The sequence below is a fragment of the Streptomyces sp. NPDC093085 genome (assembly GCF_040683935.1).
Lineage (GTDB): Bacteria > Actinomycetota > Actinomycetes > Streptomycetales > Streptomycetaceae > Streptomyces.
In genome coordinates this window covers 86916-109160 of sequence record NZ_JBFBFB010000004.1, presented here as the reverse complement: position 1 = coordinate 109160, position 22245 = coordinate 86916, and the positions used below count along the sequence as shown (strand labels likewise).

General features: G+C 73.5%; 19 protein-coding genes. 17 read left to right on the top strand and 2 right to left on the bottom strand.

The features are described from left to right. Nucleotides 1–212 precede the first annotated feature (212 nt). On the top strand, nt 213–1970 hold the full coding sequence (locus AB0O07_RS14240; protein WP_365632990.1) for an ABC transporter permease subunit: 1758 nt from the start codon (nt 213–215) through the stop codon (nt 1968–1970). Then, nucleotides 1967–3238, top strand: coding sequence for an MFS transporter (locus AB0O07_RS14235; protein WP_365631818.1), 1272 nt, complete (start codon nt 1967–1969; stop codon nt 3236–3238). Before AB0O07_RS14240 ends, AB0O07_RS14235 begins: the two co-directional genes overlap by 4 nt. Before the next feature lie 23 nt (nt 3239–3261). On the opposite strand, the gene AB0O07_RS14230 is transcribed toward AB0O07_RS14235, so the two are convergent. Next, the gene (locus AB0O07_RS14230; RefSeq protein WP_365631815.1) at nt 3262–3636 is read right to left on the bottom strand and encodes a hypothetical protein; all 375 of its coding nucleotides are present in this window, start codon (nt 3634–3636) and stop codon (nt 3262–3264) included. A gap of 143 nt (nt 3637–3779) precedes the next feature. Between AB0O07_RS14230 and AB0O07_RS14225 the strand changes: the two genes are divergently transcribed. From AB0O07_RS14225 to AB0O07_RS14165, 13 genes are all read left to right on the top strand, one after another. Next, nucleotides 3780–4217, top strand: coding sequence for a response regulator (locus AB0O07_RS14225; protein ID WP_365631812.1), 438 nt, complete (start codon nt 3780–3782; stop codon nt 4215–4217). 94 nt (nt 4218–4311) lie between these two features. After that, on the top strand, nt 4312–5397 hold the full coding sequence (gene nrtL, locus AB0O07_RS14220; RefSeq protein ID WP_365631809.1) for an ArgS-related anticodon-binding protein NrtL: 1086 nt from the start codon (nt 4312–4314) through the stop codon (nt 5395–5397). A 76-nt stretch (nt 5398–5473) separates the two neighbouring features. Further along, nucleotides 5474–6868 (top strand): diaminopimelate decarboxylase, encoded by a 1395-nt coding sequence (gene lysA / locus AB0O07_RS14215; protein WP_365631806.1) that lies wholly within the window; start codon nt 5474–5476, stop codon nt 6866–6868. 150 nt (nt 6869–7018) lie between these two features. Then, entirely contained in the window at nt 7019–8320 is a 1302-nt protein-coding gene (locus tag AB0O07_RS14210) for a homoserine dehydrogenase (protein WP_365631803.1), read from the top strand. A 9-nt stretch (nt 8321–8329) separates the two neighbouring features. After that, a complete protein-coding gene (thrC, locus tag AB0O07_RS14205) occupies nt 8330–9415 on the top strand; it encodes a threonine synthase (protein WP_365631801.1) in 1086 nt (361 codons plus the stop codon). A 425-nt stretch (nt 9416–9840) separates the two neighbouring features. Further along, a complete protein-coding gene (gene thrB, locus AB0O07_RS14200) occupies nt 9841–10758 on the top strand; it encodes a homoserine kinase (protein ID WP_365631798.1) in 918 nt (305 codons plus the stop codon). Between the two features lie 403 nt (nt 10759–11161). After that, nucleotides 11162–13207, top strand: a complete 2046-nt coding sequence (gene rho, locus AB0O07_RS14195; RefSeq protein WP_365631796.1) for a transcription termination factor Rho — start codon at nt 11162–11164, stop codon at nt 13205–13207. Between the two features lie 246 nt (nt 13208–13453). Beyond that, entirely contained in the window at nt 13454–14590 is a 1137-nt protein-coding gene (locus tag AB0O07_RS14190; RefSeq protein WP_365631793.1) for an LCP family protein, read from the top strand. A gap of 176 nt (nt 14591–14766) precedes the next feature. Beyond that, complete coding sequence (gene rpmE / locus AB0O07_RS14185) at nt 14767–14991, top strand: 50S ribosomal protein L31 (RefSeq protein WP_365631790.1); 225 nt, start codon at nt 14767–14769, stop codon at nt 14989–14991. A 113-nt stretch (nt 14992–15104) separates the two neighbouring features. Continuing rightward, nucleotides 15105–16184 (top strand): peptide chain release factor 1, encoded by a 1080-nt coding sequence (prfA, locus tag AB0O07_RS14180; protein ID WP_365631787.1) that lies wholly within the window; start codon nt 15105–15107, stop codon nt 16182–16184. Between the two features lie 60 nt (nt 16185–16244). Then, nucleotides 16245–17129, top strand: a complete 885-nt coding sequence (prmC, locus tag AB0O07_RS14175; RefSeq protein ID WP_365631784.1) for a peptide chain release factor N(5)-glutamine methyltransferase — start codon at nt 16245–16247, stop codon at nt 17127–17129. Nucleotides 17130–17261: 132 nt separating this feature from the next. Continuing rightward, nucleotides 17262–17909, top strand: coding sequence for an L-threonylcarbamoyladenylate synthase (locus AB0O07_RS14170; protein WP_365631781.1), 648 nt, complete (start codon nt 17262–17264; stop codon nt 17907–17909). Next, nucleotides 17906–18565, top strand: coding sequence for a protein-tyrosine-phosphatase (locus AB0O07_RS14165; protein ID WP_365631778.1), 660 nt, complete (start codon nt 17906–17908; stop codon nt 18563–18565). Before AB0O07_RS14170 ends, AB0O07_RS14165 begins: the two co-directional genes overlap by 4 nt. 30 nt (nt 18566–18595) lie before the next feature. Here AB0O07_RS14165 and AB0O07_RS14160 read toward each other — a convergent pair whose 3' ends face one another. After that, a complete protein-coding gene (locus AB0O07_RS14160) occupies nt 18596–19108 on the bottom strand; it encodes a GNAT family protein (RefSeq protein WP_365631775.1) in 513 nt (170 codons plus the stop codon). 105 nt (nt 19109–19213) lie between these two features. Between AB0O07_RS14160 and glyA the strand changes: the two genes are divergently transcribed. Then, nucleotides 19214–20542 carry a serine hydroxymethyltransferase gene (glyA, locus tag AB0O07_RS14155; RefSeq protein WP_365631772.1) on the top strand — a complete coding sequence of 443 codons (1329 nt, stop codon included), beginning with the start codon at nt 19214–19216 and terminating at the stop codon, nt 20540–20542. 145 nt (nt 20543–20687) lie between these two features. Further along, entirely contained in the window at nt 20688–22145 is a 1458-nt protein-coding gene (locus AB0O07_RS14150; protein WP_365631769.1) for an MraY family glycosyltransferase, read from the top strand. The last annotated feature ends 100 nt before the right edge of the window (nt 22146–22245 follow it).

The window sequence follows — 22245 nt, the reverse complement described above, 5'->3', positions numbered from 1 at the left end:
CTCCGGGCCCGCCCACGCAGGCCCCCGGCGGCGCCACACCGAGCGGGGCCGGGGTCTCCGGCCCATCCGCGCCGGCCCCCGGCCGCGTCATACCGGGCGGTACCCGGCCCCCCGGCCCGTCCGCGCCGGAGAGCGCCGTGCTCCCCGGCCGGGTCGCGTCCCCCGGCCGCACCACCTCGCCCCGTACCGCGCGCCCCGCCGCCGTACGCCTCGTGGCGGTGGGCGCTCTGTGGCGTGCCGCTCTCGTCGGCGGGCTGCTCTGCGCTATCGGGGTGCTGCCCTGGCTCTCCCGTACCGACCCCGCGCTCACCGTGCTCAAGGCGCGGTCCGCCGAGCGCGACCCCGCCCCCGAGGTCCTGGCGGCGGTACGGGACCAACTCGGGCTGGACGACGGGCCCGGCCGTCTCCTCCTCCACTGGATGCTCGGCCTCGCGCGCGGCGACGCGGGGCACTCCTGGATCTCCGGGGCCGCCGTGCTGCCCGCCGTGGGGCAGGCCCTCGGCGCCTCCCTGCTCCTCATGGCGACCGCGCTGGGCGTCGCCGCCGTCACCGCCGCCGCGCTCTGCGCCCGTACGGTACGGCTGGGCGCCCGGCGTGCGCCGGCCGCGCGGCGTACCGGGGGAGCGGCGGCCATGCTCGCCGCGCTGCCCGAGTTCCTGACCGCGTCGGTGCTGGCCACCGTGGTCGGCGTCCATCTGGGGTGGCTGCCCGCGCTCGGCTGGGAGGGGCCCCGGTGGCTGGTGCTCCCCGCGCTCGCGCTCGGCCTGCCCGCGGGGGCGCTGCTGGGCCGGCTCCTCGACGACACCCTGCCCGGTGCCTTCACCGAACCCTGGGCCACGGCCGCCGCCGCACGCGGTATCCCGGGCGGCCGGATCGCCCGTCAGGCCGTGCTCCGCTGTCTCCCCGGGCTCCTGCCCAACCTCGGGCTCTTCGTGGCCGGCCTCACCGGTGGCGCGGTCGCCGTCGAGCAGATCTTCGACATCCCCGGGCTCGGCCGGCTCACCCTCCAGGCCGCGCTCGCCCAGGACCTCCCCGTCCTCCAGACCGGTGCCCTGGCCCTCCTGCTGCTGGCCGCCGTGGCGGGCGCGGCGGCCCGGGGCGCGGGGCGCCTGCTGCTGGGCCCCGTCCTGCGCGACGGCGCCCTCCAGACGCTCCACCGCCCGGCGCCCCGCGCGCCATCCCGGGCCCGCCGCGCGCTGCCCCTCCTCTACGGGGCGCCCCTGTTCGCCGCCATCGGCGCGGGGCTGCCGCGCGACCCGCTCGCCCTGGACCCGGCCGCGCGGCTGGGGACGCCGTCCTGGGCCCACCCCTTCGGCACGGACGCCCTGGGCCGCGACGTCCTGGCCAGGATCGGACACGGCGCGCTCACCACCCTCGTCCTCGCGCTCGCCGTCACCGCCGCCGCGCTCCTCGCGGGGGTGCTGCTCGGCCTCGTACCGAGGGTGGCGGGCGCGGCCGTGGACACCGTCAACGCGGTACCGCCCGTCCTGGCCGGACTCCTCGTCGCGGGCGTCGCGGGGCCGGGCCCCGCCACCCCCGCGCTGGCGGTGGCCGCCGTCGCCTGGGCGCCGCTCGCCGCGCACACCTCCGCGCTGCTGCTCCAGGAACGCGCCACCACGCACCTCGCCGCCACCCGGGCGCTGGGCGCCGGCCGGCTCCACCTCCTGCGCCGCGCCCTGCTCCCCGCCGTGGTCCCCCCGGTGACCCGCCACGCCCTGCTCCGCCTCCCCTCCATGGCCCTCGCCCTGGCCTCCCTGAGCTTCCTGGGCCTGGGCGCCCAGCCGCCCTCCCCCGAATGGGGCCTCCTCCTCGCCGAGAACCTTCCCTACGCGGAACGCGCCCCCTGGACCGTCCTCGCCCCGGCCGCCGTCCTGGCCCTCCTGGGCGCGCTGGCCGTCACGACGGCGGAGGCGGTACGTGGTGGAGCGAGCCTGCGAAGCGCCCCGGGAACCCCCGGGAACCCGGAATGACCGACCCCGACCCGGCACCGCCCACCCACCCGGCCGTCCGCCTCCCGTCCCGGCTCCGCCCCCGCCTCGGACTCTGGTCGGAGCTCGGCCCGCTCCTCCGGCTCCTCGTCCTCACCCAGCTCGCCTTCAACGTCGGCTTCTTCGCCGTCCTGCCCTTTCTCTCCGATCACCTCGGCGGTGCCATCGGTCTGGCCGGCTGGCTGGTCGGGCTCGTGCTCGGGGTGCGGACCTTCAGCCAGCAGGGGCTGTTCGTGGTCGGCGGGGCGCTCGCCGACCGGTACGGGGTGCGGCCCGTGGTGCTCGCGGGGTGCGCGCTGCGGATCGCCGGGTTCGGGTGGCTCGGGTTCGCCGAGCGGGCCTGGAGCGTCATCGGGGCCGTACTGCTCATCGGCTTCGCCGCCGCGCTCTTCTCGCCCGCCGTCGAGTCGGAGGTGGCCCGGCAGGCCGTGGTCAGGGAGGAGGCGGGGAAGGGGCCCCGGACCGAGGTGCTCGCGCTCTTCACCGTGGCGGGGCAGGCGGGCGCCTTCGTCGGGCCCCTGCTCGGCTCGGTGCTGCTCGCCGTCGACTTCCGCGCCGTCTGCCTCGCCGGAGCCGGGATCTTCGTCCTGGTCCTGGCGGGCCACGCGTGGCTGCTGCCGCAGCACATCCCGGGGCGCGCCCCCACCCGGGAACCCGGCGGGGTGCGCGGGCTCCTCCGCGACCGGCGGTTCCTCGCGCTCTGCCTCGCGTACGGCACGTACCTGCTCGGCTACAACCAGCTCTATCTGGCCGTCCCCGCCGAAGTCGAGCGCGTGGCGGGGTCACAGGCGCCGCTGGCCTGGCTCTTCGCGCTCTCCTCGCTGCTCGTCGTCACCGCCCAGCTCCCCGTCACCCGCTGGGCCGCGCCCCGGCTCGACCCGCGCCGCTCCATGGCCGCCGGGCTCGTCGTCCTCGCGGCCGGGTTCGCGGCCGTCGCCGCGGCCCGCCCCGCCGCGCTCACCGGTGCCGCCGGACTCGTACCCCTCGCGGGGTTCGTCGCCCTGCTCACCCTCGGTCAGATGCTCATCGCCCCGGCCGCCCGCGCCTGGGTCCCGGAAATGGCCGCCGAGGGACGCCTCGGGCTCTATATGGGCGCCCTCTCCTCGGTCTCCGGGGTCATGGTGCTGGTGGGGAGCGCGGTCACGGGGGCGCTCCTCGACGCGGCGCTCCCCGTGGCACTGCCCTGGGTGCTCCTCGCCGTACTGCCGCTGGCGGCCGTCGCGCTGCTGCCGCGCCCCCCGGCGGCATAGGGCGGCACGCCCCCCGGGGGAGCTCACTCCTGGGTACGGGACATCCGCAGCGCCAGCTCGCGCAGCAGCTCCTCCGAGGTGATGTCGGTACGGCCCGCGTCATGCACCCGGGCCAGCTCCGTGAAGACGAACGAGAACGCCCCGATGAGCTGCATCACCGGCGGCAGCGCCGCCTCCGTCACCGAGTGCGCCGCCTCCAGCGGGGTGGCCTCCGGGGAGACCGTGAACGACGGGAAGACCTCCGCCACCAGCGAACCGATCTGCCCCGCCGCGGGACCCGCGTCCGGGCGCGCCCCCGGCTCCGTACCCGACGCCGCTTCGCGGTCCGCCGTCCGCATCCACTCCGCGGACTGCGTGAGAATCCCGATGGCCCTGAGGACGACTTCGTTCTGCTCCATGGGCCCGACTCTAGGGCGGCGCGCCCCAGGCGGACAGCACGCCTCGGCCCGGCCGCCCCGGGGCGCGCGGCGGCGCGGCCCGGGACGCCGTGGAAGTCCGTAAAACCCGGACGCGGCGGCTGCTTCGGACCTACTCTCAAGAGGTGTCTGGAGCGTCCGGCCGGGTGCTCGTTGTCGACGACAACAGGGTCATCAGGCAACTGATCAGGGTCAATCTCGAACTTGAGGGGTTCGAGGTCGTGACCGCTGCCGACGGTGCCGAGTGTCTGGAAGTCGTCCACGAGGTCGCCCCCGATGTCATCACCCTCGACGTGGTCATGCCCCGCCTGGACGGCCTGCGCACCGCCGCCCGGCTCCGCGCCGACCCCCGCACCCGCCACCTCCCCATCGCCGTCGTCAGCGCCTGTACGCAGTACGAGGTGGACGGCGGCGTCGCCGCCGGGGTGGACGCGTTCCTCGCCAAGCCGTTCGAACCGGCCGACCTGGTACGTCTCGTACGCCGCCTGAGCCACCAGGAGGGCGGCCCGCCCCCGCCCGCCGGACGCGGCGCCGCCGGGCACGCGGGCTCCGCCCTGAGCTGAGCCGGCCCGGACCCCGGCCGGGCCACAGCCCCCTCGCTGACCGCATGGCGATACCGAGTGTCGGGGCACCCCCGCACCCGCCTACGCTGGACCCGTGACCCCCGCGGAACTCTCCCGGACCGTGCTGCGCGCCGTGCGCCGCGCGGTCGCGGACGACACCCTGCCGGGCCCCGTGCCCGACCGGGTCGCGGTCGGGCCCCCCCGCCCCGGCGGCCGGGGCGACTACGCCTCCAACGTCGCGCTCCGCCTCGCGGGCCCCGCCGGACGCCCGCCCCGCGAGGTCGCCGAGATCCTCCGCACCGCCCTCCTGGAGAGCGCGCCCGCCGCCGGGATCGACCGGGTCGAGATCACCGGGCCCGGCTTCCTCAACTTCACCCTCGCCCCCGCCGTCCGGACCGGCGCCCACACCGGCGTGGTACGGGCGGTACGGGCCGAGGGGGCCCGGTACGGGCACGGCGACGCCCTCGCCGGGACCACCGTCGCCCTCGCCCCCGCCACCGAGCCACGGGCCGCCCTGTGGACCCGTACGGTCATCGCCCTGCTCCGTACCCAGGGCGCCGCCGCCGCGACCGTGCCGGGCGCCACCGAGGCCCTGCGGCCCGTCCCGGTCGCCGCGGGCACCACCACCGAAGCGCTGTACGGCACCCTCGGCACCGACGCCGCCCACTGGGCCCTGCTCCGCCCCGCCGCCCATGACCGCCCGTACACCGGGCCCGAGGCCGCCCGCGCCCTCGCTCTCCTCGTACAGCGCGAGTCCAACGGGCTCTTCCTGGTCCGGTACGCCCACGCCCGCACCCGCGCCCTCGCCCGCGCCGCCCGCCACCTCGGGATCACCCCCGAACTCCCGGAACCCCCGGCCCCGGGCGTCCCGGAGACCGCCCCCGACGCCGCCGACCCCCTCCGCGCCCCGGAAGCCGCCGCGCTCGTCCGGCTCCTCGGCGCGTACCCCGACGTGCTCGCCTCCGCCGCCCGGCTCCGCGCGCCCGACCGGCTCGCCCGGCACCTCGAACAGACCGCCGACGCGTTCCTCCGCTTCCAGGAGAGCTGCCGCCCGCTCCCCCTCGGCGACGAGAAACCCTCGGCCGCCCACCGCGCCCGGCTCGCGCTCGCCGACGCCGCCGGGACGGTGCTCGCCGGCGGCCTCTCCCTGCTCGGCGTCGACGCCCCGGAGCACCTGTGAACAGCGCGCGGGGCACCCGCGGGCCACGTACCGCGTCCCCCTGAAGACCCGAAGAGAAGCCAAGAGAGCCACGCACATGAGCCGTTCCGCACACCCCGCAGGCCCCCGCCACGGCGACGTACTCCCCGAGGGCCACTACACCGCCCCCGCCGCCGACCTCAACGCCCTGGACGAGAAGGTCTGGTCGCGTACGGTACGCCGCGAGCCCGACGGGGTCGTCACCGTCGGCGGGATCGAGGTGACCCGGCTCGCCGAGGAGTTCGGCACCCCCGCGTACTTCCTGGACGAGACCGACTTCCGGGCCCGCTGCCGCGCCTGGGCCGACGCCTTCGGCCCGGACGCCGACGTCTTCTACGCGGGCAAGGCCTTCCTCTCCCGCGCCGTCGTGCGCTGGCTCCACGAGGAGGGGCTCAACCTCGACGTCTGCTCCGGCGGCGAACTGGCCACCGCGCTCTCCGCCGGGATGCCCGCCGAGCGCATCGCCTTCCACGGCAACAACAAGTCCGTCGAGGAGATCGAGCGCGCCGTCACCGCCGGCGTCGGCCGGATCGTCCTCGACTCCTTCCAGGAGATCGCCCGGGTCTCCCACATCGCCCAGCGGCTGGGCAGGCGGCAGCCCGTGCAGATCCGGGTCACCGTCGGCGTCGAGGCACACACCCACGAGTTCATCGCCACCGCCCACGAGGACCAGAAGTTCGGCATCGCGCTCGCCGACGGACAGGCCGCCGAGGCCGTCCGCAGGGCCCTCACCCTCGACGGCCTCGAACTGACCGGCATCCACTCCCACATCGGCTCGCAGATCTTCGACATGGCCGGCTTCGAGGTCTCCGCCCGCCGCGTCGTCCAGCTCCTCGCCGAGGTCCGCGACGAGCACGGCGTCGAACTCCCCGAGATCGACCTCGGCGGCGGCCTCGGCATCGCGTACACCTCCGAGGACGACCCGCGCGAGCCGCAGGACATCGCCAAGGCGCTCAGCGAGATCGTCACCCGCGAATGCCGCGCCGCCGGGCTCCGCACGCCCCGTATCTCCGTCGAGCCGGGCCGCGCCATCGTCGGCCCGACCGCCTTCACCCTCTACGAGGTCGGCACCATCAAGCCGCTCGACGGGCTCCGTACGTACGTCAGCGTGGACGGCGGCATGTCCGACAACATCCGTACGGCGCTCTACGACGCCGAGTACAGCGTGGCGCTGGTCTCCCGCTCCTCCGACGCCGAGGCGATGCTCAGCCGGGTCGTCGGCAAGCACTGCGAGAGCGGCGACATCGTCGTACGGGACGCCTTCCTCCCCGCCGACCTCGCCCCCGGCGATCTGCTCGCGGTGCCCGCCACCGGCGCGTACTGCCGCGCCATGGCGAGCAACTACAACCACGCGCTCCGGCCGCCGGTCGTCGCCGTACGGGACGGCGAGGCCCGCGTCATCGTCCGGCGGGAGACGGAGGAAGATCTGCTGCGTCTCGATGTCGGAGACTGAAATACATGTCTCGCAATCTGGACGAGGGGCAGAAAGTCCCGTTCGGTGAGTGAGACTGGTGAGCAATCATTGCCACGATCGTTGTGCTGAATGACCGTGCTGAATGACGTGCCGAATGACTGTGCTGGATGAAAGAAAGGCGTAGGTCGCATGATGCGTACGCGTCCGCTGAAGGTGGCGCTGCTGGGCTGTGGTGTGGTCGGCTCAGAGGTGGCGCGCATCATGACGACGCACGCCGACGACCTCACGGCCCGCATCGGCGCCCCCCTGGAGCTGGCCGGGGTCGCCGTCCGGCGCCCCGGCAAGGTACGGGCCGGCATCGACCCGGCTCTCGTCACCACCGACGCGACCGCCCTGGTCAAACGGGGTGACATCGACGTCGTCATCGAGGTCATCGGCGGCATCGAACCGGCCCGTACGCTCATCACCACCGCCTTCGAGCACGGCGCCTCCGTGGTCTCCGCCAACAAGGCGCTGCTCGCCGAGGACGGCACCACGCTCTACGAAGCCGCCGCCCGGCACGGCCGCGACCTCTACTTCGAGGCGGCGGTCGCCGGTGCCATACCGCTGGTCAGGCCGTTGCGCGAGTCGCTCGCCGGGGACAAGGTCAACCGGGTCCTCGGCATCGTCAACGGCACCACCAACTTCATCCTCGACCGGATGGACACCGCCGGGTCCGGCTACTCCGAGGCGCTCGACGAGGCCACCGCCCTCGGCTACGCGGAGGCCGACCCCACCGCCGACGTGGAGGGCTTCGACGCCGCCGCCAAGGCCGCGATCCTCGCCGGGATCGCCTTCCACACCCGGGTACGCCTGGACGACGTGCACCGCGAGGGCATCACGGAGGTCACCTCCGCCGACCTCGCCTCCGCCCAGCGCATGGGGTGTACGGTCAAGCTCCTCGCGATCTGCGAGCGCGCCGCCGACGGCCGCTCCGTCACCGCCCGGGTGCACCCCGCGATGATCCCGCTCAGCCACCCGCTGGCCTCCGTGCGCGAGGCGTACAACGCGGTCTTCGTGGAGGCCGAGGCGGCCGGGCAGCTCATGTTCTACGGCCCCGGCGCGGGCGGCTCCCCGACCGCCTCCGCCGTCCTCGGCGACCTCGTCGCCGTCTGCCGCAACAGGCTCGCCGGGACCACCGGGCCCGGGGAGTCCGCGTACACCCGGCTTCCCGTCAGCCCCATGGGCGACGTGGTGACGCGCTACCACATCAGTCTCGACGTGGCCGACAAACCGGGTGTGCTCGCCCAGGTCGCCGCGGTCTTCGCCGAGCACGGCGTGTCCATCGACACGGTCCGCCAGAAGGGCCGCCAGGACGGTGCGGGCGAGGCCGCCCTCGTCGTCGTCACCCACCGCGCGGCCGACGCGGCCCTCTCGGGGACCGTCGCGGCGCTGCGTCAGCTCGACACCGTGCGCGGTGTCGCCAGCATCATGCGTGTTGAAGGGGAGTAAGCGAGCCATATGTCCAGCAACAGCGACCGCCGCGAGGGCGTCCACCAGTGGCGCGGCATCATCGAGGAGTACCGGCACCGCCTCCCGGTGAGCGACACCACGCCGGTCGTCACCCTCCGCGAGGGCGGCACCCCGCTCGTCCCCGCCCAGGTGCTCTCCGAACGTACCGGGTGTGAGGTTCATCTCAAGGTCGAGGGGGCCAACCCCACCGGCTCCTTCAAGGACCGCGGCATGACCATGGCCATCACCCGGGCCAAGGAGGAGGGCGCCCAGGCGGTCATCTGCGCCTCCACCGGCAACACCTCCGCCTCCGCCGCCGCCTACGCGGTACGGGCCGGGATGGTCTCCGCCGTCCTGGTGCCCCAGGGCAAGATCGCCCTCGGCAAGATGGGCCAGGCGCTGGTGCACGGCGCGAAGATCCTCCAGGTCGAGGGGAACTTCGACGACTGCCTGACGCTCGCCCGCTCGCTCTCCGACAACTACCCGGTGGCCCTGGTCAATTCGGTCAATCCGGTCCGTATCGAGGGCCAGAAGACCGCCGCGTTCGAGATCGTGGACGCGCTCGGCGACGCCCCGGACATCCATGTGCTCCCGGTCGGGAACGCCGGCAACATCACGGCGTACTGGAAGGGGTACACCGAGTACGCCGCCGACGGCGTCGCCGCCCGCACCCCCCGCATGTGGGGGTTCCAGGCCTCGGGCTCCGCGCCGATCGTGCGCGGCGAGGTCGTCAAGGACCCGCACACCGTCGCCACCGCGATCCGGATCGGCAACCCGGCCTCCTGGCAGTACGCGCTCGCCGCCCGGGACGAGTCCGGCGGCTTCATCGACGAGGTGACGGACCGCCAGATCCTCCGCGCCTACCGGCTGTTGGCCGCCCAGGAGGGCGTCTTCGTCGAGCCCGCCTCGGCCGCCTCCGTCGCCGGTCTGCTCAAGGCGGCCGACGAGGGCAAGGTCGACCCGGGCCAGCGCATCGTCTGCACGGTCACCGGGAACGGCCTCAAGGACCCCGACTGGGCCGTCGCCGGGGCACCCCAGCCGCTCACCGTGCCGGTCGACGCGGTCGCCGCCGCCACCCGCCTCGGGCTCGCCTGACCCCGGAGACGGTACGGAGGCGATCCGGACCCGCTGCGGAAGCGGGTCTCCGGAGGGGCCCGGGGGGAACTCCGAGGGCACCGGAGAAGTTCCCGGATTCCCCCTGACATGGGCGCACGGGCAGGCACGCGACACGCATCGTGCGCCTCCTGTGCGCCCTATGTCGCCACCGATCCATCCTTCGATAAGCTGTCCCCATCCGCCCCGCCGCATATGCCGCGGTGCTGCCGTCGCTTCGCCGTTCTCGGCGCTGGCGATCCGTACGTCTCTCGTTTCTCATCCCTTTTCGCACCGTCCCCTCTCCCTCCGCACACCCCTACGCCGCTCCCGCCGCACCGCCGGCCCCGGCGTCGTCAACTCAGCACCTCAGCAAGCCAGTACCGCAGTCACCACCGGTACCGCAGTCACAAGGAGTCGTCAGAGCGATGGCCGGTCCCGCGTTCCGCGCCGCCGCCGTACGGGTGCGCACCCCCGCCACCAGCGCCAACCTCGGTCCCGGCTTCGACGCCCTGGGCCTCTCGCTGGGGCTCTACGACGACGTGGTGGTCCGCGTCGCCGACTCAGGACTCCATGTGGACATCGCGGGCGAGGGCGCCGAGACGCTGCCCCGCGACGAGAACCACCTGCTCGTACGCTCCCTGCGCACCGCCTTCGACCTGCTCGGCGGGCAGCCGCGCGGCCTGGAGGTCGTCTGCGCCAACCGCATCCCGCACGGCCGTGGCCTGGGCTCCTCCTCGGCCGCGATCTGCGCCGGGATCGTCGCCGCCCGCGCGGTCACCATAGGCGGGGACGCCCGGCTGGACGACGCGGCGCTGCTGGAGCTGGCGACCGAGATCGAGGGCCACCCGGACAATGTCGCCGCCTGCCTGCTCGGCGGCTTCACGCTCGCCTGGATGGACGGCGGGGCGGCGCGCGCCATCAGGATGGATCCCGCCGATTCCATCGTTCCGGTGGTTTTCGTGCCCGCCAAGGCGGTCCTGACGGAGACCGCGCGCGGTCTGCTGCCCCGTACGGTCCCCCATGTGGACGCGGCGGCCAACGCGGGACGCGCGGCCCTCCTCGTCGAGGCCGTCACCCGCCGCCCCGAACTGCTGCTGCCCGCCACGGAGGACCGCCTCCACCAGGAGTACCGGGCACCGGCGATGCCGCAGAGCATCGCCCTGGTCAACCGGCTGCGGACGGACGGTGTCCCCGCGGTCGTCTCCGGCGCGGGCCCCACGGTGCTCGCGCTGGTCGAGGACGGTGCGGCCGACAAGGTCGTACGGCTGGCGGGCGAGGGCTGGGCCGCCCACCGGCTCGCCCTGGACGCCGCGGGGGCGAGTGTTCTGCCCTTGGGTGCCTAGTGCCCATGCCCACAGGAGATTGCCGGTGAGCGAGAGGGGGAATGTTTGTTGGAGCCGGTAGTGTTAACCTCAATTCTGCAACCGCCGTCATTGAGGCGCGGTGCTTCGTGTCCCACTTCGGGACCGCCCTTCTTCCGGGAGCCTCCCCAACTGCCTGAGCAGCCTGCCTGAGCAGTTTTGAGCACGCACCGGAACCGGCACGACACCCCCCGTTCATCCCCACGCGGGGCGAGCAGGGGGATCTCGGGCCGGAGCCCTCGCTTGTACGCACGTTTGCAGATTTCTCCGCCGTATACCCGGCGGGACCACCGCCCCGGCACGGTCCACCAGAGAGGACCGCAGCCGGCAGCACGACCGGTCGCCGAGCCAGAAGGCCGACGTCCGCTCCAGGGAAGGACCCTTCGTGAGCGACACCACCGATCTGATGGGCGTGAGCGCCGACAGCAGTGTCGACACCGCCGCGCCCGCCGAAGGTGCTGCCACTGGCACCACCACACGGCGCCGCCGCTCCGGCACCGGCCTCGACGGCATGGTCCTGGCCGAGTTGCAGCAGGTCGCGTCGGGCCTCGGCATCAGGGGCACAGCGCGGATGCGCAAGAGCCAGTTGATCGAGGTCATCAAGGAAGCGCAGGCAGGCGGCGGCGCCCCGGCGGCCAAGGCCGCCGAAGCGGGCGCCGAGGCCGGCACCAAGCCCAAGCGCCGGGCGACCTCGAAGGCGCGTACGGGCGACGCCGCCGCCCCCGCCGAGGAGAAGAACGAGCAGCCGGGCCAGGCCGAGCAGGCCGTGAGCCAGCAGCAGATCGAGATCCCCGGCCAGCCCGCCAGCGACGACCAGCCCGCCGGCGAGCGCCGCCGCCGCAGGGCCACCGCCCAGGCCGGATCGCCCGAGACGAAGGCGGAGGCCCCGGCGGACGCCCCGGCCGACGTCAAGGTCGAGGAGCGCACCGAGGTCGCCGTGGCGGCCTCGGCCGGCGCCGTGACACAGGCCGAGAACGACGGCCGGCGCGGTGACCGCCAGGAGTCCGGCCGGCAGGGCCGCCGGGAGCGCCAGCGCGACCGCCGGGGCAAGGGCGACGACCAGCAGGGCGGCCAGGGCGGCGGCAGCCGCCAGCAGCAGGGCGGCGGCCGGAGCGACCGCCAGGGCCAGGGCGGCGGCGGCCAGCACGGCCAGCACGTCAACAACGGCCCCCAGGACGACTTCGACGACGAGCCGGGCGGCCGGCGCGGCCGGCGCGGCCGGTACCGCGACCGCCGGGGCCGCCGTGGCCGCGACGAGTTCGGCCCCGGTGAGCCGCAGGTCGCCGACGACGATGTGCTGATCCCCGTCGCGGGCATCCTCGACATCCTCGACAACTACGCGTTCATCCGGACCTCCGGCTACCTGCCGGGCCCCAACGACGTGTACGTCTCCCTCGCCCAGGTCCGCAAGAACGGCCTGCGCAAGGGCGACCACGTCACCGGCGCGGTCCGCCAGCCCAAGGACGGCGAGCGCCGCGAGAAGTTCAACGCGCTCGTCCGCCTCGACTCCGCCAACGGCATGGGCGCCGAATCCGGCCGTGGCCGCCCGGAGTTCCAGAAGCTGACCCCGCTCTACCCGCAGGACCGGCTCCGCCTGGAGACCGACCCGGGGGTGCTGACGACCCGGATCATCGACCTCGTCGCACCGATCGGCAAGGGCCAGCGCGGTCTGATCGTGGCCCCGCCGAAGACCGGCAAGACCATGATCCTCCAGGCCATCGCCAACGCGATCACGGTCAACAGCCCCGAGTGCCACCTGATGGTCGTCCTCGTCGACGAGCGGCCCGAAGAGGTCACCGACATGCAGCGGTCGGTCAAGGGCGAGGTCATCTCCTCGACCTTCGACCGCCCGGCCGAGGACCACACCACCGTCGCCGAACTCGCCATCGAGCGCGCCAAGCGCCTCGTGGAGCTCGGCCACGACGTGGTCGTCCTGCTGGACTCCATCACCCGCCTGGGCCGCGCGTACAACCTCGCGGCGCCCGCCTCCGGCCGCATCCTCTCCGGTGGTGTCGACTCGACCGCGCTCTACCCGCCGAAGCGCTTCTTCGGTGCCGCGCGGAACATCGAGGACGGCGGCTCGCTGACCATCCTCGCCACCGCGCTGGTCGAGACCGGCTCGCGCATGGACGAGGTGATCTTCGAGGAGTTCAAGGGCACCGGCAACATGGAGCTCAAGCTCGACCGGAAGCTCTCCGACAAGCGGATCTTCCCGGCGGTCGACGTCGACGCCTCCTCCACCCGCAAGGAGGAGATCCTCCTCGGCGGCGACGAACTGGCCGTCGTCTGGAAGCTCCGCCGGGTGCTGCACGCGCTCGACCAGCAGCAGGCCATCGAGCTCCTCCTGGACCGGATGAAGAAGACCAAGTCCAACGCGGAGTTCCTGCTCCAGATCCAGAAGACGACACCGGGCTCCAACGGCAACGACTGACACAGCCGGCCGGATCCCGCAACCCGTCCCCGCACCGCCCCGTCACCCACCGTGACGGGGCGGTGCGCGTTTTCCGACCGGACATACCCCCCGCATGCTGGGCAACCCTCCTTGGTGCTTCACTGTCAGTACAAGTGGCGACAAGATGCGCCCGATCACGTGATCACCCGATCGACAGCCCGATCGACAGCCCGATCGACAGCCCGATCGACAGCCCGATCGACAGCCGAGCGGCAGAGGGAGACCATGAGCGACCGGACCAGCGGCCGAATACGGGGCAGCGGCAGACGCCGCGCCGAACGGAGCCGCGGGCGGCGCGCCACCGTCGTCGCCGCGTGGTCCGCCGCCGCACTCGTCCTGGTCGGCGGCTCGGGCCTCGGCTACGTGTACTTCTCGCTCGACGGCAACCTCAGAGGCGTCGACATCAACGCCCAGCTCGGCGGCGACCGCCCGGCAGGATCCGGCGACGGCGCGGAGAACATCCTCGTCCTCGGCTCCGACTCGCGCTCCGGCGCCAACGCCGCGTACGGCAAGGACGGCGGCGGCGCCCGCTCGGACACCGCGATGGTCGTCCACGTCTACCCCGGCCACCAGAAGGCCACCGTGGTCTCCATCCCCCGCGACACCCTCGTCGACCGCCCCGCGTGCACCGACAGCAGGGGCACCGCAGTGGCGGGGCAGCCGCTGGCCATGTTCAACACGGCGTACGAGGTCGGCGGCCCCGCCTGCGCGGTCAAGACCGTCGAGCGGATGTCCGGGCTCCGCATGGACCACTACATCGAGGTCGACTTCACCGGCTTCAAGAAGATGGTCGACACCCTCGGCGGGGTGAAGATCACCACCACCCGGGCGATCGACGACCCGCAGAGCCATCTGAAGCTCCCGGCCGGCACCCACACCCTCGACGGGGAGCAGGCGCTCGGCCTCGTACGGACCCGGCACGGCGTCGGCGACGGCAGCGACCTCGGCCGCATACAGCTCCAGCAGGCCTTCATCAAGGCGCTGATCCAGCAGGTCAGGAGCGTCGACGTGTTCGGCAGCCCGAAGAAGCTCTACGACCTCGCGGACACCGCCACCCGGGCGATCGTCCCCGACTCCCAGCTCGACACCCTGAACAAGCTCATCGGGTTCGCCGACGGACTCAAGAAGCTCGGCCCCGACGACATCCACACGGTCACCCTCCCGGTCCGCTACGACCCCGCCGACCCCAACCGTGTGCTGCCCCTCCCGGCCGCCGCCCAGCAGGTCTGGAGCGCCCTCAAGCAGGACAGGCCGGTCCCCGCCGCCGCCACCCGGGACTCCGCGGGCGACCAGGGCCCCGCGGGCAGCGTCGTCAGCGGCCGGCAAACGGCGCCGGGCAGCGCGCCGGGTAGCGCCGGGTGACGTGTTCGAGCGCTGTGTGAGCGCCTGACGGGGCCCCGCGAGCCCCCGGAATACTTCCGGCCGCCCCCCGGTTTTGGGAGATACGGCCGGTCCTGGCAGACTGGTACGTCGGCCCCGGTTCACGTCCGCGCAATCAGCGCGTGCGACCCGGTGCCCTCCCGGAACTAGGAGAACCCGTGAAGCGCGACATCCACCCCGCGTACGTCGAGACCCAGGTGAGCTGCACCTGCGGTGCGTCGTTCACCACCCGCAGCACCATCGAGTCCGGCACCATCCGTGCCGACCTGTGCTCCGAGTGCCACCCGTTCTACACGGGCAAGCAGAAGATCCTCGACACCGGTGGCCGCGTGGCCCGGTTCGAGGCCCGCTTCGGCAAGGGCGCCGGCTCCGCCAAGAAGTAGCGAGCCACCCGCGCCGGTCCTCGGCCCCCGCACCGGGGCGCCGGGACCGGCGCTTTTGGCGTCCCGCAGCACCTTCGCAGCACCTACTTCACGCGAGAGACCAGGAGCCCCCGATGTTCGAGGCGGTCGAGGAACTGATCGGCGAGCACGCCGGTCTGGAGAAGCAGCTCGCCGACCCGTCGGTCCACGCCGACCAGGCCAACGCGCGCAAGCTCAACAAGCGTTACGCCGAGCTGACCCCGATCGTCGCGACGTACCGCTCCTGGAAGCAGACCGGCGAGGACATCGCCACCGCCCGCGAGCTCGCCGCCGACGACCCCGACTTCGCCGCCGAGGCGAAGGAGCTGGAGAAGCGGCGCGAGGAGCTCACCGAGAAGCTCCGGCTGCTGCTCGTCCCGCGCGACCCCAGCGACGACAAGGACGTCATCCTGGAGGTCAAGGCGGGCGCGGGCGGCGACGAGTCCGCGCTCTTCGCCGGCGACCTGCTCCGCATGTACCTGCGGTACGCGGAGCGCGTCGGCTGGAAGACCGAGATCATCGACGCCACCGAGTCCGAGCTGGGCGGCTACAAGGACGTCCAGGTCGCCGTGAAGACCAAGGGCGGCAACGGGGCCACCGAGCCGGGCCAGGGCGTCTGGGCGCGGCTCAAGTACGAGGGCGGGGTGCACCGGGTGCAGCGCGTGCCCTCCACCGAGTCCCAGGGCCGTATCCACACCTCCGCCGCCGGGGTGCTGGTCACCCCCGAGGCCGAGGAGGTCGATGTCGAGATCCACGCCAACGATCTCCGTATCGACGTCTACCGCTCCTCGGGACCCGGCGGCCAGTCCGTCAACACCACCGACTCCGCGGTGCGCATCACCCACCTGCCGACCGGCGTCGTCGCCTCCTGCCAGAACGAGAAGAGCCAGCTCCAGAACAAGGAGCAGGCCCTCCGCATCCTCCGCTCGCGGCTGCTCGCCGCGGCCCAGGAGGAGGCCGAGCGGAACGCGGCGGACGCCCGCCGCAGCCAGGTCCGCACCGTCGACCGGTCCGAGAAGATCCGTACGTACAACTTCCCGGAGAACCGGATCTCGGACCACCGGGTCGGCTTCAAGGCGTACAACCTCGACCAGGTCCTCGACGGGGAGCTCGACGCCGTCATCCAGGCGTGTGTCGACGCCGACTCCGCCGCCAAGCTGGCGGCCGCCCAGTAACGACCACCGGTGGGCCACCGCACCCGGGACCCACCCACTCGCACTCCGGAGGAGACCAGCGTGCAGCCACCATCTGGGGGGGCCGGCGACTCCCAGCGGCGCAGCCTGCTGCTCGCGGAGGTGGCCCAGGCCACCCAGCGGCTCGCCGACGCGGGCGTGCCCTCGCCGCGCTTCGACGCGGAGGAACTCGCCGCGTACGTGCACGCCGTGAAGCGGGGGGAGCTGCACCGCGTCAAGGACGGCGACTTCGACGCCCGCTACTGGGAGGCCGTCGCGCGCCGCGAGGCCCGCGAACCGCTCCAGCACATCACCGGACGCGCCTTCTTCCGCTATCTGGAACTCCAGGTCGGGCCCGGTGTCTTCGTGCCCCGCCCGGAGACCGAGTCGGTCGTCGGCTGGGCGATAGACGCCGTCCGCGCGATGGACGTCGTCGAACCCGTCGTGGTCGACCTCTGCTCCGGCTCCGGCGCGATCGCGCTCGCCATGGCGCAGGAGGTGCCGCGCTCCCGGGTGCACGCCGTGGAGCTCTCCGAGGACGCCCTCGTCTGGACCCGGAAGAACGCCGAGGGCTCCCGGGTCGTGGTCCACCAGGGCGACGCCCTGAGCGCCCTCCCCGAGCTGGACGGCCAGGTCGACCTGGTCATCTCCAACCCGCCGTACATCCCGCTCACCGAGTGGGAGTACGTCGCCCCCGAGGCCCGCGACCACGACCCGCAGATGGCGCTCTTCTCCGGCGAGGACGGCCTCGACACCATCCGGGGCATCGAACGCACCGCGCACCGGCTGCTCCGCCCCGGCGGCCTGGTGGTGATCGAGCACGCGGACACCCAGGGCGGCCAGGTCCCGTGGATCTTCAGCGAGGAGTCCGGCTGGGCGGACGCCGCCGACCACCCGGACCTCAACCGGCGCCCGCGCTTCGCGACGGCCCGCAAGGCGCTGCCGTGACCGGCGCCGTGACCGTTCCCGGGGCGGACACGCGCGCCCCTTCCGTTCCCCGCACTCCGTCCGCTTCGATGACCCAGACCGCGCCCCAGACCGCGACCCAGACCGTGTACGTGCACGAGGAGGCTTCCTAAGATGGCTCGGCGATACGACTGCAACGACGCGACCGACCGCATCACCGGTCTGCGTGAGGCCGCGTCGGCCGTACGCCGGGGTGAGCTGGTCGTGCTGCCCACCGACACCGTGTACGGGATCGGCGCCGACGCCTTCAGCGCCGACGCCGTCGCCGACCTGCTGCGGGCCAAGGGGCGGGGCCGCTCCATGCCCACCCCCGTCCTCATCGGCTCCCCGAACACCCTGCACGGCATCGTGACGGACTTCTCCGAACAGGCGTGGGAGCTGGTCGACGCGTTCTGGCCGGGCGCCCTCACCCTCGTCGCCAAGCACCAGCCGTCCCTCCAGTGGGACCTGGGCGACACCCGGGGCACGGTCGCCGTCCGGATGCCCCTGCACCCCGTCGCGATCGAACTCCTCACCGAGGTCGGCCCCATGGGCGTCTCCAGCGGCAACCTCACCGGACACCCGGCCCCCGAGACCTGCGACGCCGCCCAGGACATGCTCGGCGACTCCGTCTCCGTCTACCTCGACGGGGGCCCCACGCCCGGGAACGTGCCGTCCTCGATCGTGGACGTCACCGGCAAGGTCCCGGTGCTGCTGCGGGCCGGCGCCCTCGACGCCGAGGAGCTGCGCAAGGTGGTACCCGACCTTGAGGTGGCCAATTGACCGCCCCTGAGGGGCGTGGCATAGCGGAGCACTCCACCACCGGCACCACCTTCCGCATCCTCCACGTCAGCACCGGCAACGTCTGCCGCTCGCCCATCACCGAGCGGCTCACCCGCCATGCCCTCGACGTGCGGCTGGGGGAGCGGCTGACCGGCGGCCTCATCGTGGAGAGCGCCGGAACCTGGGGGCACGAGGGCGCCCCCATGGAGGCCAACGCGGAGGCCGTCCTCGCCGACTTCGGCGCCGACGCCTCCGACTTCACCGGACGCGAACTCCTCGACGAACACGTCATCCGCGCCGACCTGGTCCTCACCGCCACCCGCGACCACCGCGCCCAGGTCATCTCCATGGGCCACTCGGCGGGGCTGCGCACCTTCACGCTGAAGGAGTTCACCCGGCTCGTACGGGCCATAGACCCGGCGACGCTCCCCGACCCGCTCGACGACGGGGTGGTGGAGCGCGCCCGCGCCCTGGTCCGGGCGGCGGCGGCGCTCCGCGGCTGGCTGCTGGCGCCGACGGCGGAGGCGGACGAGGTCTACGACCCCTACGGGGCACCCATCACGTTCTTCCGCTCCATCGGCGAGGAGATCCACCAGGCCCTGGACCCGGTGGTGACGGCGCTGACCGGGGTCCCGGCGAAGACCCCGCCGGGCTAGCCCGTCCGGTACGGGGTCCTGAGGGCTCCGTCACGTCAGCTCCTCGGCGAGCAGGTCCATCAGCAGCCCGTCGTGCCAGGTGCCGTCGGCGCCCCGCTCGTACCGCCGCATGGTGCCCACCGGCCGGAACCCCACCTTCCGGTAGCACCGGATCGCGGCGGCGTTGTCGGCGGCCGGGTCGATCACCAGCCGGTGGAAGCCATGGCCGTGGACGAGATGGCGGGCCAGGGTCCGTACGGTGTCGGTGCCCACGCCCCGGCCGTGCACCGCCGGGTCGACGTAGATGTCGATGCTGGCGTGCCGGTACTCCGGGTCCTCCTCGGCGCCCCACTGCACCGCGCCCACCACCCGGCCGCCGTACTCCACGGCGAACACCTCGGTCGCCGGGTCCGCCAGGCTCTCGGCCACCGCCGCCCGCAGGTCCTCGCCGCCCCGCCACCGCGCCGCCACCTCGGGCGTGGCCCGGATCGCCGCCAGCGCCGGAACATCCGCGGCCACCGCGGGACGGAGCCGTACCAGCTCCCCGCGCAGGATCGTCGTCATGGCGGCCATGCTCCCGCACGCGCCCCGTTCCGTCACCGGGCGCACCAGGGGCCCGCGCCCTACATTGGAAGGCGTCCAGCCCTCCTCCGAGGCCCGGAGCGCGCCATGCCGGTCGTCAGCCAGCCCCCAGTGAAGTCCCGCACCGAGCCCTTCGCCGAGCCCCGCGCCGGCTCGTACGCGGGCCCCCTCGCCGGCGCGTACGACGTGCTGCGGCGCCAGGACCCGGAGGTCGCCGAGGTCGTCCTGGGGGAGGCGCTGCGCCAGGCGGACAGCCTCCAGCTCATCGCCGCCGAGAACTTCACCTCGCCCGCCGTGCTCGCCGCGCTCGGCTCCCCGCTCGCCAACAAGTACGCCGAGGGGTACCCGGGCGCCCGCCACCACGGGGGATGCGAGCTGGTGGACGCGGCCGAGCGGATCGCCGTCGAGCGGGCCCGCGCGCTCTTCGGGGCCGAGCACGCCAACGTACAGCCGCACTCCGGCTCCTCCGCCGTGCTCGCCGCGTACGCCGCGCTGCTCCGCCCCGGGGACACCGTGCTCGCCATGGGGCTGACGTACGGCGGGCACCTCACGCACGGCTCTCCCGTCAACTTCTCGGGACGGTGGTTCGACTTCGTGGGGTACGGGGTCGACGCGCGGACCGGGCTCATCGACTACGCCCAGGTGCGCAGGATGGCCCGGACACACCGCCCGAAGGCGCTGGTCTGCGGTTCGATCTCGTATCCCCGCCATGTCGACTACGCGGCCTTCCGGGAGATCGCCGACGACGTGGGCGCCTATCTGATCGCGGACGCCGCGCACCCCATCGGCCTGGTCGCCGGGGGAGCGGCGCCCAGCCCGGTGCCGTACGCGGACGTGGTCTGCGCGACCACCCACAAGGTGCTGCGCGGACCGCGCGGCGGGATGATCCTGTGCGGGGCGCGGTACGCGGAGCGGGTGGACCGGGCGGTGTTCCCGTTCACCCAGGGCGGCGCGCAGATGCACACGGTCGCCGCGAAGGCGGTCGCCTTCGGGGAGGCGGCCACGCCCGCGTTCGCCTCCTACGCGCACCAGGTCGTCGCCAACGCGCGGGCGCTCGCCGAGGCGCTCTCCGAGCAGGGGTTCGGGATCACCACCGACGGCACCGACACCCATCTGCTCACCGTCGACCCGGTCCCGCTCGGCGTGGACGCCGGGACCGCGCGCGGCCGGCTCGCCGCGGCGGGCCTGGTCGTGGACACGTGCGCGCTGCCGTACGCGCGGGGGCGCGGGGTACGGCTGGGCACGGCCGCGCTGACCACCCAGGGCATGCGTGAGGGGGAGATGGGCCGGGTGGGCACCCTGATCGCCTCGGCGGTGCGGGAGGGCGCGGAGGGGGCCTCAGGGGGCCTCGGCGCCGTGCGGTCGGCGGTGCGTGAGCTGGCCGTCCGTTTCCCGCCGTATCCGGACGTCTCCTGAGCGGAACTTTCCGTACCGGGTACCCGTGGAACCATTCGGCTCCCTCCGGGTGTCCTGGCTCATAGGCGACCGGAATTCCGATCGGGGGTCCGACGACGGCTAGTCTGTGGGGCTGAGATGGCCAGCGATTCCTGTGGGGCAGCCTGTGCGTGATTACCTGCTGACGCTCTGCGTGACGGCCGCGGTGACCTATTTGCTGACCGGGCCGGTGCGGAAGTTCGCCATCGCGACCGGAGCGATGCCGGAGATCCGCGCCCGCGACGTGCACCGCGAACCGACCCCGAGACTCGGCGGTATCGCCATGTTCTTCGGGCTGTGCGCGGGGCTGCTCGTCGCGGACAACTTGCAGAACCTCAACGGGGTCTTCGAGCTCTCCAACGAGCCGCGCGCGCTGCTCTCCGGGGCCGCGCTGATCTGGCTGATCGGGGTGCTCGACGACAAGTTCGAGATCGACGCGCTGATCAAGCTCGGCGCGCAGATGATCGCCGCCGGTGTGATGGTCATGCAGGGTCTGACGATCCTGTGGATCCCGGTGCCCGGCATCGGGACCGTCGCGCTCACCTCCTGGCAGGGCACGCTGCTCACGGTGGCGCTGGTGGTCATCACCATCAACGCGGTCAACTTCGTGGACGGCCTGGACGGGCTCGCGGCCGGCATGGTCTGCATCGCCGCCGCCGCGTTCTTCCTGTACACGTACCGGATCTGGTACGGGTACGGGATCGAGGCGGCGGCCCCGGCGACGCTCTTCGCGGCGATCCTGATGGGCATGTGCGTCGGGTTCCTGCCGCACAACATGCACCCCGCGCGGATCTTCATGGGCGACTCGGGGTCGATGCTGATCGGGCTGGTCCTGGCGGCGGGCGCGATCTCGGTGACCGGGCAGGTCGACCCGGACGCGCTGAAGATCTTCGAGGGCTCCACCCGGCAGGCCACCCATGCCGCGCTGCCGGTCTTCATCCCGCTGCTGCTGCCGCTGACCATCATCGCGATCCCCTTCGCCGACCTGGTGCTCGCGGTCGTCCGCAGGACCTGGAACGGCCGCTCGCCGTTCGCCGCCGACCGGGGCCACCTCCACCACCGGCTGCTGGAGATCGGCCACTCGCACAGCAGGTCCGTCCTGATCATGTACTTCTGGTCGGCGCTGATCGCGTTCGGCGTGGTCGCGTACTCGGTGCACTCGGCGTCGATGTGGATCCTGCTGGTCGTCGTGGTGCTGAGCGCGGTGGGCCTGGTGCTCCTGCTGCTGCCCCGCTTCACGCCGAGGGCGCCGCTGTGGGCGCAGTCCTTCGTGCCGCCCCGGTACCGGCGCCGCAGGCGCACGGAGGCGGTGGCCCGGGAGGCGGTGGAGTCCGTGAAGGGGGCCGAGGCGGCCGAGGGGTCCGTCGGGCGAGGCGCCGGGGAGTCCGCCGGGCACCCCGGGGCGGACCAGGCGGCCCCGGTGGAGGGGCCCGCGGGACACCCCGTACCGGCCCTCGCGTGCGCACAGGAGAACGAGCCGGCCGCCGAGGTCCGTACGCCCGTTCCCGCCGGCGTCAACGGGGCGACCGCCCTGGGCGCTCGTTCGCGTCTACCCGCGCGACGGAAGGCCGGCACCCGGCAGTGACCGGATCGCCATTTCGCCCGCCGAGCCCCAATACCAGACAAGCCGAACCCCTGTCCCGCACACACGCGCAGGGTCACTCTCATGTGTGACGGTCAGCACA